11 protein-coding genes are annotated in these 15,336 nt (G+C 35.4%); 8 read left to right on the top strand and 3 right to left on the bottom strand.

The genetic code is table 11. The features are described from left to right. Positions 1-32: 32 nt before the first annotated feature. From gdhA to ACNQGG_RS09510, 6 genes are all read left to right on the top strand, one after another. Positions 33-1,376 carry an NADP-specific glutamate dehydrogenase gene (gene gdhA, locus ACNQGG_RS09535; protein ID WP_417963374.1) on the top strand — a complete coding sequence of 448 codons (1,344 nt, stop codon included), beginning with the start codon at positions 33-35 and terminating at the stop codon, positions 1,374-1,376. Positions 1,377-1,537: 161 nt separating this feature from the next. Next, the gene (gene porZ / locus ACNQGG_RS09530; RefSeq protein WP_417963372.1) at positions 1,538-3,826 is read left to right on the top strand and encodes a type IX secretion system anionic LPS delivery protein PorZ; all 2,289 of its coding nucleotides are present in this window, start codon (positions 1,538-1,540) and stop codon (positions 3,824-3,826) included. 36 nt (positions 3,827-3,862) lie between these two features. Next, positions 3,863-4,576 (top strand): DNA repair protein RecO, encoded by a 714-nt coding sequence (recO, locus tag ACNQGG_RS09525; protein ID WP_417963370.1) that lies wholly within the window; start codon positions 3,863-3,865, stop codon positions 4,574-4,576. 129 nt (positions 4,577-4,705) lie between these two features. Further along, complete coding sequence (gene ileS / locus ACNQGG_RS09520; protein ID WP_417963368.1) at positions 4,706-8,176, top strand: isoleucine--tRNA ligase; 3,471 nt, start codon at positions 4,706-4,708, stop codon at positions 8,174-8,176. A 7-nt stretch (positions 8,177-8,183) separates the two neighbouring features. Beyond that, entirely contained in the window at positions 8,184-8,564 is a 381-nt protein-coding gene (locus ACNQGG_RS09515) for a TraR/DksA family transcriptional regulator (protein ID WP_291248120.1), read from the top strand. 85 nt (positions 8,565-8,649) lie between these two features. Continuing rightward, a complete protein-coding gene (locus ACNQGG_RS09510; RefSeq protein ID WP_417963365.1) occupies positions 8,650-9,255 on the top strand; it encodes a lipoprotein signal peptidase in 606 nt (201 codons plus the stop codon). A gap of 75 nt (positions 9,256-9,330) precedes the next feature. Here the strand turns inward: ACNQGG_RS09510 and ACNQGG_RS09505 are convergent, their stop codons facing one another. From ACNQGG_RS09505 to ACNQGG_RS09495, 3 genes are read right to left on the bottom strand one after another with little or no spacing between them, the layout of a single operon-like run. Continuing rightward, positions 9,331-9,531 carry a hypothetical protein gene (locus ACNQGG_RS09505; RefSeq protein ID WP_417963363.1) on the bottom strand — a complete coding sequence of 67 codons (201 nt, stop codon included), beginning with the start codon at positions 9,529-9,531 and terminating at the stop codon, positions 9,331-9,333. A gap of 41 nt (positions 9,532-9,572) precedes the next feature. Next, complete coding sequence (locus ACNQGG_RS09500) at positions 9,573-10,139, bottom strand: 5-formyltetrahydrofolate cyclo-ligase (protein WP_417963361.1); 567 nt, start codon at positions 10,137-10,139, stop codon at positions 9,573-9,575. Further along, entirely contained in the window at positions 10,129-11,112 is a 984-nt protein-coding gene (locus ACNQGG_RS09495; protein WP_417963359.1) for a succinylglutamate desuccinylase/aspartoacylase family protein, read from the bottom strand. Before ACNQGG_RS09495 ends, ACNQGG_RS09500 begins: the two co-directional genes overlap by 11 nt. 127 nt (positions 11,113-11,239) lie before the next feature. Between ACNQGG_RS09495 and uvrC the strand changes: the two genes are divergently transcribed. Together uvrC and ACNQGG_RS09485 are read left to right on the top strand one after the other, a co-directional pair. Then, positions 11,240-13,039, top strand: coding sequence for an excinuclease ABC subunit UvrC (uvrC, locus tag ACNQGG_RS09490; RefSeq protein WP_417963357.1), 1,800 nt, complete (start codon positions 11,240-11,242; stop codon positions 13,037-13,039). A gap of 35 nt (positions 13,040-13,074) precedes the next feature. Next, positions 13,075-15,270 carry a patatin-like phospholipase family protein gene (locus ACNQGG_RS09485; RefSeq protein ID WP_417963355.1) on the top strand — a complete coding sequence of 732 codons (2,196 nt, stop codon included), beginning with the start codon at positions 13,075-13,077 and terminating at the stop codon, positions 15,268-15,270. Positions 15,271-15,336: the final 66 nt, after the last annotated feature.

Below are 15,336 nucleotides of genomic sequence, written 5' to 3'. Positions count from 1 at the left end.
ATATTAATTTTGTTTGAATAATTTATTTCAAGATGGAAAATAAAATAAATCAATTTATGGCTCAAGTTGAGTCAAAAAATCCAAATGAGCCTGAATTTATTCAAGCGGTTAGAGAATTTGCTGAAACTGTTATCCCATTCATTGCAGAGCAAAAAAAGTATGATGGAAAAAATTTGCTTCTCAGAATAGCGGAACCAGAGCGTTCGATTATATTTCGTGTTCCCTGGGTAGATGATAAAGGCGAAATTCAGGTAAATAGAGGTTTCAGAATCCAAATGAATTCTGCAATTGGACCTTATAAAGGAGGAATACGTTTCCATCATACCGTAAATTTATCAGTATTAAAATTTTTAGCATTCGAACAAGTATTCAAAAATAGTTTGACCACTTTGCCAATGGGTGGAGGTAAAGGAGGATCTGATTTTGATCCTCAAGGGAAATCTGATCCTGAAGTAATGCGTTTCTGTCAATCTTTCATGACGGAATTGTGCAGACATATTGGACCGCAGCTAGACGTTCCTGCAGGAGATATAGGTGTTGGAGCCAGAGAAATTGGTTATTTATTTGGCCAATACAAGCGAATAAGAAATGAGTTTACCGGAGTTTTAACAGGTAAAGGACTAGCTTATGGCGGGTCTTTAATTCGACCGGAAGCAACGGGTTACGGAGTTGTTTATTTTGCTGAACAAATGCTTAAAACTATTGGGCAAACTATTAATGGTAAAACAGTTTCTATTTCAGGATTTGGTAATGTTGCGTGGGGAGTAGCTTTAAAAATAAACGATCTTGGAGGGAAAATAGTTACTATTTCGGGCCCTGATGGGTATATTTATGATGAGGAAGGAATCTCTGGAGATAAAATTGACTTTATGCTTGAAATGAGAGCAAGAGGTGACAATAGAGCTGAAGCCTATTTAGAAAAATATCCAAAGGCTAAATTCCATAAAGGTAAAAGCGTATGGGAAGTAAAAGTTGATATTGCGATACCTTGTGCAACTCAAAATGAGTTGAATGAGGAAGATGCAAAACACTTAATTGCGAATGGTGTTATTTGTGTTACTGAAGCGGCAAATATGCCTTGTACGCTGGAAGCAATAAAGCTTTTCTTGAAAGCTAAAGTGCTTTTTGCTCCAGGTAAAGCAGCAAATGCAGGGGGTGTAGCAGCTTCAGGATTAGAGATGACACAAAACTCAATTCGCCTTAACTGGACGAGTGAGGAAGTGGACTCCAGATTAAAAGAAATCATGGTTGGAATACACAATCAGTGCAAGAAATATGGTACTGACGCAGAAGGTTACGTAAACTATGTTAAAGGTGCAAATATTGCCGGATTTGTAAAAGTAGCTGACGCAATGTTAGCTCAAGGAGTGGTATAAAAAATCCTCATCCCTCCCGAAGCATAGGGACTCTCAAAAGGAGTGGGAGTTAAAATATAATGCCTTCCATCCGTAACATCGGCAGAAGGCATTTTTTTTGCGTAACAAAATCCTAATACTTTCGTTTGTTCTATATTTGTAAACCAATATTCCTGCAAATAATGAAAAAGAACGTCTTATGTTTTTTACTCTTACTTTTTATCCAAATGGGTTTTGCCCAAAGTAATCTGTTGTGGCAAGGATATTTCTCTTATAATGGAATTAAAGATATTTCGGAATCTGCATCCGCAGTTTTTGCCGCTTCAGAAAACGCCTTATTTTCTAAAAACCTAGCTACTAACCAAATTAAAACTACCAATACTATTGACGGACTTTCCGGAGAAACCATTTCGGCATTATACCACAGTGCAACATTGAATAAAACAGCTGTAGGATATGAAAACGGATTGATAATAGTCATCAATGAAGCTGATGGAACGATGCTCAATGTGGTCGACATTATCAATAAACAACTTCCTTCAAACATAAAAAAAATCAATCACTTCATGGAATTTGAAGGTATTGCTTATGTTTCCTGTGATTTTGGAATAGTTCAATTCAATTTGGCTACCATGCAATTTGGTGACACCTATTTTATTGGTACAAATGGCGCCGAAATAATGGTGAACCAAACAACATTATTTAATGGATTTATTTATGCAGCTACTAATAACGGTGTTAAAAGAGCCGATATAAGCAATAAGAATTTAGTTGCTTTCAGCCAGTGGGAGACAATTAATGTCGGAAACTGGTCAGGTATTGCAACATTAGGTTCAGATCTCTTTGCTGTTAATGCTTCTGGATACATTCATAAATACGATGTGATCACTAATTCATTTACTGGATATTTAGTGCTTTCATCACCTGCTGTGGATATGAGAGCAGCTGCGGGTTATTTGATAGTAACTACTTTAAACAGCATTTATATTTACAACAGTCAGATGGCTTTGGTACGTCAAATAAACACAAACCAAATTACAGCAAGCACTCCGAGTTTTAATTGTGCTACAATAATAGGTGACACGATTTTTATTGGAACAAAGGAAGATGGATTGATTACTACTTCCCTTTCTTCAGCTACAGTTTTTGAAAATACAACTCCAATTGGACCTTCACGGAATAATATATTTGCACTTCAAGCCACATCAAATTCGCTTTGGACCGTTTACGGGGATTATTCAGTAGATTATAATCCGTATGAATTAGATCATTACGGCGTGAGTAAATTTAGCACAACAGGATGGTTGAATATTCCGTATGAGAACGTTTTGGGAGCTAAATCCATGACCAGAATCACGGTAAATCCCAGTAATGAAAATGAAGTGTATGCGAGTTCTTTTTTTTCAGGATTGCTTAAAATCGAAAATGACGAACCAAAAATTTTATACAATAAAACCAATAGTGGTCTGGAATCATTAACCTTTGCGGGTCCAAATTATATTGACATTCGAATAAACGGAGCCGCATTTGATAAATCAGGAAATTTTTGGGTGACCAATAGCAGAATAAAAAATGGATTGAAAGTGTTGAAAACTACTGGACAATGGCAAAGTTATGCTATGGATAACATTCTGGATTCTCCAATTGATACTAATTTCGGAACAATTGCAATTGATAAAAATGGAACCAAATGGCTTTCCACAAGTGGAGATGGCGTTATTGGTTTTAATGAAAACAATAATAAATTCAAAAAAATAACTACAGGTCCAGATGCAGGAAATTTGCCTATTGCTGATGTCAGAGTTGTCGCAGTTGACACCAGAAACCAACTTTGGATTGGGACTACAAAAGGATTACGGATTTTGTCTAATGTTGGCAGTTTTCAATCAGAGGATCAATTAACGACCAATCCGATAATTATTTTAGAAGATAACTTAGCGCAAGAATTATTATATGAACAATTTATTACTGATATTGTTGTCGATGGAGCAAATAATAAATGGATTGGTACAGCGGATTCCGGTGTTTTTTTAGTGTCGCCGAACGGTCAAGAAACAAAATATCATTTTACGACCAGCAACTCGCCTTTGCCAAGTAATGTAATCAATGATATTGATATAAACAGTGTGACGGGTGAAGTTTTTATCGCTACCGCAAAAGGTTTAGTTTCTTTTAAAGGAGTTTCGACTGCTGCAAATGATGATTTAAGTAACGCCTATGTGTATCCAAATCCAGTGCGACCGGAATACCAAGGAACCGTTAAAATTGCCGGGTTGCTCGATAAAGCTAATATTAAAATCACCGATATTGAAGGAAATCTAGTTTATGAAACTACTTCCGAAGGAGGAACTATAGAATGGGATACCACGGCTTTTGGAAAATACAAAGTGGCTTCTGGAGTGTATATGATTTTTATTTCGGCACAAGACGGAGTGGAAACTAAAGTTAAAAAAGTAATGATAATTAGATAACTCTGGGTTTTAGAATATTTAAAACCAACACCTAAAATGCTTGTAAAGACCAAAGCCATTGTCCTTTCTTCCTTAAAATTTCAAGAAAAAAGCTTGATTGTGAAATGCTTTACGCTGTCTCATGGTTTGAAATCCTATTTTGTTCGGGATGCTTTTTCTTCCCGGAAAGCCAATCAGAAAATTGCCTATTTTCAACCGTTGACCATTCTTGAAATTGAAGCGGTTCATAAAAACAAAGGTACTTTGGAAAATTTTAAGGAAATAAAAATCGCTTCTCCTTTTCATTCCATTCATTCGGATATTTATAAAAGTACGATTGTGATGTTCATTTCGGAAATGCTGCACCATTCGATTCATGAAGAAGAAAAAAATGAGCACCTGTTTACTTTTTTAGAAACGGCCTTGCATTGGTTGGACAACCATGATGAAATTGCCAATTTTCATTTGATTTTATTATTGGAAACTACAAAATATTTGGGCTTTTACCCCGATATTTCGGATATGGATATGCCTTTTTTCGAAATGAACGAAGGTATTTTTACGCCCTTTCATGCCATCAGTTCGCTCACGGAACATGAAAGCAATTTGTTTAAAAAGTTGATTGATTTAAAATTCGATAACAATCAAAAAATATTCCATGTCATTGAAAGACAAATAGTTTTAAGAATACTGATTGATTACTACAATTTTCATTTGGACGGCTTTAAAAAACCAAAATCTTTAGACGTTTTAAAAGAAGTTTTCTCTTAGAAAGCAATAAAAGGATATTTTGATTCCATTTTATCGAATTATCAGTCCAATTTCGTCTATTTTCCCTCTTCTTTTCTTTCTTTTATTCAAAATTCCTTACTTTCGCACCTCGATTTAGAAAAGGATAAAATGAGCACAAAATTTACTGAATACAAAGGACTTGACTTACCAACGGTAGCGTCAGAAGTACTTGATTTTTGGAAGAAGGAAAACATATTTGAGAAAAGCGTAACCACTCGTGAAGGAAACCCACCATTCGTGTTTTTTGAAGGTCCGCCTTCGGCAAATGGATTGCCAGGAATTCATCATGTAATGGCGCGTGCGATTAAAGATATTTTTTGTAGATATAAAACTCAAAAAGGGTTCCAAGTAAAGCGTAAAGCTGGTTGGGACACGCATGGTTTACCAGTGGAATTGGGTACTGAAAAAGAATTAGGAATTACCAAAGAAGATATTGGAAAGACCATTTCCATCGAAGAATACAACGAAGCGTGTAAAAAAACCGTGATGCGTTATACGGACGTATGGAATGATTTGACTGAAAAAATGGGGTATTGGGTGGATATGAAAGATCCATATGTGACGTATAAATCCAAATATATGGAAACGGTTTGGTGGATTTTGAAACAAATCTACAACAAGGATTTGATGTACAAAGGCTACACCATTCAACCGTATTCTCCAAAAGCAGGAACAGGATTGTCTTCTCACGAAGTGAACCAACCCGGAAGTTACCGTGATGTAACGGATACGACAGTTGTGGCACAATTTAAAGTGATTGACGCGCACAAAGAATTGCTGTTCTCTAAGTTTTATGATTATATCACTTCAAAAAACTTACAGCATTACAAATTAGAAGCGTTGGATTTAGAGGATATCTATTTCTTGGCGTGGACGACAACGCCGTGGACTTTGCCAAGTAATACTGCTTTGACTGTAGGTCCAAGAATCGAATATGCTTTAGTAAAAACATTCAATCAATATACGTTTCGTCCGGCAACATTGATTTTAGCTAAGAATTTAGTTGGAAAACAATTCGGAAAAGGGTTCTTCGAAAGTGCTGAACCAGCTGATTTTGAAAATTTCAAAGAAGGTGATAAGAAAATTCCTTATCAGGTTCTTGCTGAATGCAAAGGAGCTGATTTGGTTGATATTCGTTACGAACAATTACTGTCGTTTACTTTGCCATACCAAAATCCAGAAGATGCTTTTAGAGTAATTTCAGGGGATTTCGTAACTACCGAAGACGGAACTGGAATTGTACATACTGCGCCAACATTTGGTGCTGATGATGCAAAAGTGGCTAAAGAAGCTACACCGGAAGTTCCTCCAATGTTAGTTCTGGACGAAAATGGAACTCCGGTTCCGTTAGTAGATTTGCAAGGGAAATTCACTTCCCACATGGGTGAATATGCCGGTAAATATGTCAAAAACGAATATTATAATGATGGTGAAGCACCAGAGCGTTCTATAGATGTTGAAATCGCCATTCAATTAAAAGAAGAAAATAAAGCCTTCAAGGTAGAGAAATACGTGCACAGTTACCCACATTGCTGGAGAACAGACAAGCCTATTTTATATTACCCTTTGGATTCTTGGTTTATAAAAATATCTGAAGTTAAAGACAGAATGTTCGACTTGAACGAAACCATCAACTGGAAGCCAAAAGCTACCGGAGAAGGACGTTTTGGGAATTGGTTAAAAAATGCCAATGACTGGAATTTATCGCGTTCAAGATTCTGGGGAATTCCGTTGCCAATTTGGAGAACCGAAGATGGTCCCGACGGTTCGGGAGAAGAAATCTTAATAGGCTCCGTTGAAGAATTATACAACGAAATCGAAAAATCAATCGCTGCAGGTTTCCAAAAAGAAAATCCTTTCAAAGGGTTTGAAATTAGAAATATGGCGGAAACAAATTACGATTTAGTTGATTTGCATAAAAATGTAGTCGATGAAATCACGTTGGTTTCTGCTTCTGGAAAACCGATGAAGCGTGAATCGGATTTGATTGATGTTTGGTTTGATTCGGGTTCCATGCCGTATGCACAATGGCATTATCCTTTTGAAAACAAAGATAAAATTGACCAAAATAAAGATTTTCCTGCTGATTTCATTGCCGAAGGAGTCGATCAAACCCGTGGTTGGTTTTATACCTTGCACGCTATTGGAACATTAGTTTTCGATAAAGTAGCCTATAAAAATGTAGTTTCAAACGGATTGGTTTTAGATAAAAACGGACAGAAAATGTCCAAACGTTTAGGGAATGCCGCAGATCCATTCGAAACATTAAAAGAATACGGTCCAGATGCAACGCGTTGGTATATGATTTCCAATGCGAATCCTTGGGACAACTTGAAATTTGATTTAGAAGGTATCGCTGAGGTGCGCAGAAAATTCTTTGGAACATTGTACAACACGTATTCGTTCTTTAGTTTATACGCCAATATTGATGGTTTCAAATTTGAAGAAGCGGAAATTCCGTTAAATGGAAGACCGGAAATTGATCAATGGATTATCTCGGAATTGAATACCTTGATAAAAGATGTTGATAGCTATTATGCGGATTATGAGCCAACAAAAGCGGCTCGTGCAATCTCTGAATTTGTACAGGAAAACTTGAGTAATTGGTACGTTCGTTTGTGCAGGAGACGCTTCTGGAAAGGGGAATATGCACAGGACAAAATCGCGGCTTATCAAACCTTATATACATGTTTGTTAACCATAAGTAAACTGGGCGCGCCAATCGCTCCATTCTTCATGGATAAACTTTACAGAGATTTAACTGTAACAACACAGTCAGAAAAGTACGACAGTGTACATTTGGCGGAGTTTCCAAAACACGTTGAAAACTTTGTTAATAAAATGTTAGAGAGCAAAATGCAGAAGGCACAAACCATTTCATCACTGGTTTTATCGCTCCGAAAAAAGGAAATGATAAAGGTGCGTCAACCATTGCAAAAGGTAATGATACCAGTACTTGACGAGAATCAGAGAGCTGAAATTGAAGCCATTTCCGACCTTATAAAAGCAGAGGTAAATGTAAAAGAAATCGTACTTTTAGATGATGCTTCGGGTGTTTTGGTGAAACAAATTAAACCGAATTTTAAAGCGCTCGGACCCCGTTTTGGAAAAGACATGGGCTTGATTTCTAAGGAAATACAAGGATTTTCTAAGGAACAGATCAGTCAATTGGACAAGGAAGGAAGTCTGGATATTGTAATTGCAGGAAATAACGTAACTTTAACATTAGAAGATGTAGAAATTACATCACAAGATATTGAAGGCTGGCTGGTAGCTAATTCAAACGGAATAACGGTTGCGCTTGACATTACAATTTCTCCAGCATTAAAACAAGAAGGAGTTGCCCGAGAATTAGTAAACAGAATTCAGAATATCCGTAAAGATTCAGGATTTGAAGTTACTGATAAAATTAAAGTTCAACTGAAAAGAAACGGACTTTTAGAAGAGGCAATTCTTAAAAATGAAGCGTATATCAAATCAGAAACATTAACCAGCGATTTGGTTTTTGTAGATGAAATAGAAAACGGTACGGAAATTGAATTTGACGAAATAAAAACAATGATATTAATTTCAAAATAATATAATAATGGTAGATGAAGCAACAAGATACTCTGACGCAGATTTAGCAGAGTTCAAAGAGATAATCCTTAACAAAATTCAAAAAGCACAGGCAGATTTAGATTTGATAAAAAGTGCGTACATGAATGATTTGAATAATGGGACTGATGATACTTCGCCTACGTTTAAAGCCTTTGAAGAGGGAAGCGAAACGATGTCTAAAGAAGCAAACTCGCAACTGGCAATCCGTCAGGAAAAGTTTATTCGTGATTTGAAAAATGCACTTTTCCGTGTAGAAAATAAAACCTACGGAATTTGCAAAGTAACAGGCAAATTAATTGGGAAAGAAAGATTGAAAATCGTTCCTCACGCTACAATGAGCATCGAAGCAAAAAACTTGCAACGATAAACCTCTTGTTGAACAATATTTAACGCTCCATTGGGAGCGTTTTTTTTGATTAAATTGTTACTTTTGCGCCATTAAAATTTATAAAATGTCATTACGAAAAGCGTATCTCCTTATTTTTATCATATTACTTGTTGATCAAGTTTCAAAAATATACATCAAAACTAATTTTATTTTAGGCGAAGAAGTTGAAGTTTTCAAATGGTTCAAAATTCTTTTCATAGAAAATGAAGGGATGGCATGGGGAACTAAAATCCCGGGCGCCTATGGAAAATTATTCCTGACACTTTTTAGATTGGTTGCTGTTGGTGGAATCGGGTATTGGTTGTGGGATTCTGTTGAAAGAAAACACAGTTCAAATTACTTAATTGTGGCCATTGCGTTAATTCTTGCAGGTGCTTTTGGGAACATCATAGATTCTGTTTTCTACGGAGTTATTTTTGATGACAGTCACCAGCAATTGGCTACTTTATTTACTGACAAACCTTATGGAACTTGGTTTCACGGTCAAGTTGTCGATATGTTTTATTTCCCTTTTTGGCATGGAGTTTTACCCAGTTGGATACCCGTTTGGGGCGGAAAAGAATTTACTTTTTTCAACGCTATTTTCAACGTTGCCGACATGGCGATTTCTACAGGAGTGGGAATCTTGATTTTTTTCAATAAAAAGGCATTTCATCATAAAACGAACTAAATTTTTCAAATCGCTATTTCACAAAATAAAAAAGACCTATTTCATAATTTGAATAGGTCTTTTTTATTATTGGATTTATTTGTTTTGACCCGGAGCATAACGCTTAGCGCTTTTATCTCCATTCATTTTTTTGGCTTGTCCTGGTGGAATCCTTTTAGCTTTATAAGAGGCTCTGTTAGAGTTTGTCCCTACTCTAACCGCACAGTTAGATAGTGAAATGGCAAATACAGCAATTAAAAAAATTGTTGTAAATCTTGAGTATTGAATTTTTTTCATGGTTTTAATTTGAGTTTATATGCGAAAGTACGTATTCAAAATTAAAAAGAGTGAATTAAAGTTGGTGTCACACAATAATCCAGTTTAACATCGCCTTCAAAAACATCTGTAATCAATTCTTCAGGATCAAAGAAAGAAAGGCCGATTTTGATGGTTTGCGGTTTGCATTCCGATAAGAATTTGTCATAAAATCCTTTACCGTAACCTACCCGATTTCCTTTTTTGTCGAAAGCCAGAAGAGGTACAAAAACGACATCGATTTTATGCGTTGGGACTTCAATCCCATCGACAGGTTCGGGAATATTATATTCGTTTTTCTTGATTTTGGTATTGTCCGTCAAAAGATAATGAATCAAATTACACGTTTTAAAATCGCATTTGGAAAGAACGATTTCCTTGTTTTTTCCGGTTAGCACGTGTAAAATAAATTCGGTGTTGACTTCCTTGTGTTCCGTAATGGGAAGGAAAATATGGAAATAGGTTTTCTCCCAAATAGGAAGTTCCAGTACTTTATTGGCAATAGCCAAACTCATTTCTTCCAATTCATTTTCCGAAAGTGAATTTCGCAAGGCTTTGTGCTTTAATCTTAATTCTTTTTTATTCTTCATCTTCTTCATTAGTATTGGACATGTGATAAATAGCATCGCCTTCGTAAACAATAGGCGAATGATTTGCATTGATTACGTAACCGTCATTTGGCGCTTTTACTTTTCGTTCAAATTTTCCAAAAGGATCTGTTATGGTCGCGAGAATAGTTCCTTTTTTTACAAATTTTCCTATTGTATCGTAATCATGCAACAATCCAGAACATTTGGCTCTTATCCAGCCGGATTTTTCAATATAAATAGTGGGTGTTCTTTGTCTGTTAACATAATGTTTTGGATCTAGCATGTCAAGGTGAGCTAACAAGCGCTTTACTCCATTTACGCCTTCATCGGCAATAGTGTTGTTGATGTCTAGTGATTTTCCGCCTTCAAAAAGCAGCATCTTTACATTCAATTTTTCACTCGAACTCCTGAAAGAGCCCGAAATATTTTTAGAATATAAAGTGAAAGGCGCATTAAATACATCGGCCAATATTTTTAAGCCTGGATTATTTTGGGTAAGACGGATTTGTGGTGCATTGAAACGGCTTGCACCACCGGCATGAAAATCGACTGCGTATTCTACAATTGGCATTATTTCTGTTAAAATATGAAAAGCGAATCTACTGGCCAGAGAACCAGTTTTACTTCCTGGAAAAACTCGATTTAAATCCCTGCCATCAGGAAATTCCCTTGATTTATTGACGAATCCATAAACATTTATTATAGGAATACAGATGATTGTGCCTCTTTTTGGCTTGTTTATTTTTTTATGGATAAGTTGCCTGACGATTTCTACCCCATTGATTTCGTCGCCATGTATTCCTGCGGAGAAAAGAACCACTGGGCCATCAATTTTAGAACGTCGGACAATAATAGGGATGTTCAGTTTTGTTGTGGTATGTAATCTGGCAATTTCCACATTGATGGTTTTACTTTCGCCGGGAATAATGCTTTCGCCAAAAAGAACTATAGGTGTGGTATTGATTTTTATCATAAGATATTGAAAAGATAAAAATAGGGATAATAACGAATTAGAAAGTAAAATTCTGATAAAACTTTCGTCAGAAAGATTTCGAGGACATTGATTTGTATTTCGTGTTTTTTGAGATTAACTTTGTTATATGAATCTAACATCTTTAGCCTTACAAATACAGACCTTGCCTGATAATCCCGGCGTATATCAATATTACGACAAGGAAGGGAAAATTTTGTATGTAGGCAAAGCCAAAAATTTAAAAAAAAGGGTTTCTTCCTATTTTAATAAAATTCATGACACAGCCAAAACCAATGTGCTGGTTAAGAAAATTGTGACCATAAAACACATAGTAGTTCCTACGGAAACCGATGCGCTTTTATTGGAAAACAACCTTATAAAAACCTTGCAGCCCCGTTACAATGTGTTATTGCGGGACGACAAAAGTTATCCGTGGTTGTGTATCAAAAAAGAACCTTTTTCGCGCATATTTGCCACTCGAAGAATGGTCAAAGATGGGTCGGAATATTTTGGACCCTATACCAGTTTTAAAACGGTGCATACTATTTTAGAACTCATAAAAGAATTGTATCCGCTTAGAACCTGCAATTATGATTTGAGCAAAAGCAATATTGATAGTGGGAAATTCAAGGTTTGTCTCGAATATCATATTGGTAATTGCATGGGTCCTTGTGAAGGTTTTGAAACTTTGGAAAATTACCAGAAGCAAGTTGATGCGATTCGCGAAATCTTAAAAGGGAATTTCAAGGAAAGTATGAAAGATTTCAAGCGCGTAATGACGAATCTGGCTGCAGATATGCATTTTGAAGAAGCGCAAAAAATAAAAGAAAAAATAGAAGTGCTGGAAAATTACCAATCACGCTCCACGATTGTAAATCCAAAAATCACCAACATCGATGTGTTTTCGATTGTTTCGGATGAAAGTGCTGCTTATGTGAATTTCCTGCAAATTTCTCACGGTTCGATTATTCGTTCGCATACGATGGAAATTAAAAAGAAACTGGACGAATCCGATGAAGAATTATTAGAATTGGCCATTATCGAATTGAGAGAACGTTTTCAATTGTTGTCTCGGGAAGTAATCGTTCCGTTTCACGTTGATTTGGGTGAAAACATAAAAATTACGGTTCCACAATTGGGAGATAAAAAGCAAATTTTAGATTTATCCGTTCGGAACGCTAAGTTTTACCGAATCGAACAATTAAAACAACTGCAAATTGTAGATCCTGATCGCCATACAAAAAGAATTATGGCGCAAATGCAAAAAGATTTGCGATTGCCGGTGGAGCCAAGACACATTGAATGTTTTGATAACTCGAATATTCAAGGAACAAATCCAGTAGCGGCTTGTGTTGTTTTTAAAGATGGGAAACCCAGCAAAAAGGATTACCGCCATTTTAATCTAAAAACAGTCGAAGGACCGGATGATTTTGCTTCGATGACCGAAGTAGTTTACAGAAGATACAAAAGATTGCTCGATGAAAATGAACCTTTACCACAATTAATCATCATTGACGGAGGAAAAGGACAATTATCATCGGCATTGAAAAGTATTGATGAATTGGGATTACGAGGAAAAATAGCCATTATTGGAATTGCCAAAAGACTGGAAGAGCTTTTTTACCCAGGAGATTCTATCCCGTTATATTTAGATAAAAAATCAGAAACCTTGAAGATAATTCAGCAATTGCGCAATGAAGCACACCGTTTTGGGATTACGCATCACAGGGATAAAAGAAGTAAAGCAGCTCTAAATTCTTCGATAGAAAGTATTCCTGGTATTGGAGAAAAAACGATGTTGACTTTGATTCAGCACTTTAAAAGTGTTAAAAGATTGAAGTTGGCGACAGAAAAAGAAATTTGTGACGTTATAGGTGTATCAAAAGCCAAAAAAATTACCGAATTTTACAAGGCAACAAATGAATAATTAATTAAACCTTTCTATATACCAAATTCCTACTTATGAAGAAAATTGCGCTGTTGTTCATTGTTTTTTGTATGAGTCTACCTTTGTTTTCTCAAGAGCAACGCCGACCAAAAATAGGTTTGGTTTTAAGTGGTGGTGGAGCAAAAGGATTTGCGCATATTGGTGTTTTAAAAGTGCTTGAAGAAGCAGGAATCAAGATTGACTACATTGGCGGTACCAGTATGGGGGCAGTTGTTGGCGGGCTTTATGCTTCGGGATATAATGCAAGTCAGATTGATTCTATTTTTCAATCAACAAATTTTGATGAACTATTAAACGACTTCATTCCCCGCTCTTCAAAAAATTTTTATGAAAGACGAAACGACGAATTATACGCGTTGGTTCTGCCATTTAATAAACTAAAAATAGGTATTCCTGAAGCATTGTCAAAAGGGATGTACAATTATAATTTGCTGAGTAGAATTACCAGAAACGTTAGGCATATTAAAGACTTTAATGAACTCCCAATTCCTTTTTTATGCATTGGAACGAATATAGAAACTGGGGAACAAGTTTTGTTGAATAAAGGAAATTTGGCTCAGGCTATGATTGCCAGTTCCGCTTTTCCATCCTTGTTTTCACCTGTAGAAATTGATGGAAAATTACTGGTGGATGGAGGCGTTGCTAACAATTATCCTATTGAAGAGGTACGAAAACTTGGGGCAGATATTATCATAGGCGTTGATGTTCAGAATGATTTACTGGACAGAACCCAACTTAAAGACGCAACACGGATTTTGGTGCAAATTACTAATCTTCAATCTATAGAACGAATGAAGAGAAACGTAAAAGACACTGATATCTATATAAAACCAGATATCAAAAACTACGGTGTTATATCATTTGATAAAGGAAAAGAAATTATTAGAAAAGGAGAAGAAGCAACGTTTTCTGTTTTTGAAAAATTAAAACTATTAGTTGACGAATCAAAACCATATAAGAGACCGGATTTAAAAATAATGACTGACAGTTTACAAATTAAAAATATAAATTGTAATGAACTGGATAATTATACACACGATTATGTTGTTGGTAAACTAAGGTTTAAACCTGGAGTTAAAACCACGTATAATGATTTGGTGAAGGGGATAAACAATATTAATGCCACTCAAAATTTCAGCGCCATATCTTATTCGTTGGATGCTAATGAAAATAATGACGACTTAAATCTCAGTTTAAAAGAAAATCCCACAAAGACTTATTTAAAATTTGGATTGCATTATGATAATTTGTTTAAAAGCGCTGTTCTGGTTAATTTGACACGTAAAAAAACGCTTTTTAAAAATGATATCGCGTCATTTGACATTGTTTTAGGAGACAATATCAGGTACAATTTAGATTACTACGTGGAGAATGGATTTAATATGAGCTTTGGTTTCAAATCGCAGTTCAATCAGTTTAATAGAAATGTGGCTAAAGGGATAAGTAATTTGAATTTAAGTGAAGTAAATTCAATTAATGTTGATTTTACTGACTTAACAAACCAAGTTTATTTTCAATCGTTGTTTGTACAAAAATTTCTAGTAGGCGGCGGAGTAGAGCTTAAATTTTTAAAAATAAAATCGGAAACATTGGCTAATGTGGATCCTATAATTGATAAAAGTAATTATCTAAGTGTTTTTGGGTATATGAAATTTGATTCTTTTGATAATAAATATTTCCCTAAAAAAGGATGGTATTTCTCAGGGGATATTCAATCCTATTTGCTTTCTTCTAATTATACTGGGGATTTTAAACCGTTCTCAATTGCAAAAGGCGATTTTGGAATAGCGGCGACACTTTTTAAAAACGTCACAGTAAAATTTCAAACGGATGCGGGATTTTCATTTGGTAATGAAAGTGTTTCTTTTTTCAATTTTGTTTTGGGTGGTTACGGGTACAATCCCATAAATAATTTTAAGTATTTGTATGGTTATGATTATTTAAGTTTGGCCGCCGATAGTTATATAAAGTCAACAGGAACAATTGACTATGAGTTTTATAAGAATAATCATTTTAACTTCTCGGCAAATTTCGCCAATATCGGGGATAGAATTTTTGAATCAGTAAATTGGATTTCGATTCCAAAGTATTCAGGATATGCGGTAGGATATGGCCTTGAGACTGTAATTGGGCCACTAGAAATAAAACATTCCTGGTCACCGGAAACTGGAAAAGGATATACTTGGTTTAGTGTTGGATTTTTGTTTTAATTGTAATTTATTTCAATAATAATTCCGATATTTGTTATAATGAAAACAAAATGGCTAGGTTTATTA

This window comes from Flavobacterium esculini, from assembly GCF_048284325.1.
Taxonomy (GTDB): Bacteria; Bacteroidota; Bacteroidia; order Flavobacteriales; family Flavobacteriaceae; genus Flavobacterium.
This window is presented reverse-complemented; position numbering and strand designations above follow the sequence as displayed.

What these genes read in the sequence shown, in the direction of transcription:
- gdhA (WP_417963374.1), top strand. Translation starts at nt 33, where the DNA reads ATGGAAAATAAAATAAATCAATTTATGGCTCAAGTTGAGTCAAAAAAT.
- porZ (WP_417963372.1), top strand. Translation starts at nt 1,538, where the DNA reads ATGAAAAAGAACGTCTTATGTTTTTTACTCTTACTTTTTATCCAAATG.
- recO (WP_417963370.1), top strand. Translation starts at nt 3,863, where the DNA reads ATGCTTGTAAAGACCAAAGCCATTGTCCTTTCTTCCTTAAAATTTCAA.
- ileS (WP_417963368.1), top strand. Translation starts at nt 4,706, where the DNA reads ATGAGCACAAAATTTACTGAATACAAAGGACTTGACTTACCAACGGTA.
- ACNQGG_RS09515 (WP_291248120.1), top strand. Translation starts at nt 8,184, where the DNA reads ATGGTAGATGAAGCAACAAGATACTCTGACGCAGATTTAGCAGAGTTC.
- ACNQGG_RS09510 (WP_417963365.1), top strand. Translation starts at nt 8,650, where the DNA reads ATGTCATTACGAAAAGCGTATCTCCTTATTTTTATCATATTACTTGTT.
- ACNQGG_RS09505 (WP_417963363.1), bottom strand. Translation starts at nt 9,531, where the DNA reads ATGAAAAAAATTCAATACTCAAGATTTACAACAATTTTTTTAATTGCT.
- ACNQGG_RS09500 (WP_417963361.1), bottom strand. Translation starts at nt 10,139, where the DNA reads ATGAAGAATAAAAAAGAATTAAGATTAAAGCACAAAGCCTTGCGAAAT.
- ACNQGG_RS09495 (WP_417963359.1), bottom strand. Translation starts at nt 11,112, where the DNA reads ATGATAAAAATCAATACCACACCTATAGTTCTTTTTGGCGAAAGCATT.
- uvrC (WP_417963357.1), top strand. Translation starts at nt 11,240, where the DNA reads ATGAATCTAACATCTTTAGCCTTACAAATACAGACCTTGCCTGATAAT.
- ACNQGG_RS09485 (WP_417963355.1), top strand. Translation starts at nt 13,075, where the DNA reads ATGAAGAAAATTGCGCTGTTGTTCATTGTTTTTTGTATGAGTCTACCT.